1 protein-coding gene is annotated in these 689 nt (G+C 74.9%); it reads left to right on the forward strand.

Features of this window, described 5'->3' with window-relative positions; genetic code table 11:
• On the forward strand, positions 1 to 689 hold a 689-nt coding region (locus KVT39_RS36435), incomplete at both ends, for a SpvB/TcaC N-terminal domain-containing protein (protein WP_306795633.1).

The raw sequence follows: 689 nt of genomic DNA on the forward strand, positions 1-689 counted from the left end.
CCCATGAACCCGCTACCCACCGCCACCCCGACGCCGCCGCTGCAGCTCGTCACCGCCGCGTTCCCGAAGGGCGGCGGCGCCCTGCCGGGGATGGGCGAGACCCTGAGCCCGGGCGGCATGAGCGGCGCCGCGCAGCTGTCGGTGCCGCTGCCGCTGCCACCGGTGCGGCTCGCCCCCGCGCTCGCCCTCACGTACCACAGCCACCAGGGCAACGGCCCGTTCGGGCTGGGGATGGCGCTGACACTGCCGTCCCTCGCCCGCCAGACCAGCCGCGGCATCCCCACCTACGCGGACGGGCGCGATACCTTCCTGTTCGAGGGCGAGGAACTGGTGCCGGACGCGGCCCCGCCGACGGTGCTGAACAACGAGCGCCTCACCCGCTACCACCTGCGCCACGAGGGGCGGTTCGACTACCTCGAGCAGCATCAGCCGCTTGCGCCCCCCGATGCGCCCGCCCCCGCCTGGTGGCGGGTGTGGCGGGCCGACGGCCGGTGCGAGGTGTTCGGCCGCTGCGCGGCCGCCCGCACGGCCGCCCCCGGCGACCCGGCGCAGGTGCTCGAATGGCACCTCGAGGAAACGGTGAGTCCGCACGGCGAGCATGTGTACTACAGTTACGCCCCCCGCGAAGCGGCGGCGGTTCGCACGCAGGCCGCCTGCCTCAAGCAGGTGAGCTTCGGCAATGCGCGCGC

The organism is Burkholderia sp. GbtcB21, from assembly GCF_019091065.1.
GTDB lineage: Bacteria > Pseudomonadota > Gammaproteobacteria > Burkholderiales > Burkholderiaceae > Burkholderia > Burkholderia pyrrocinia_C.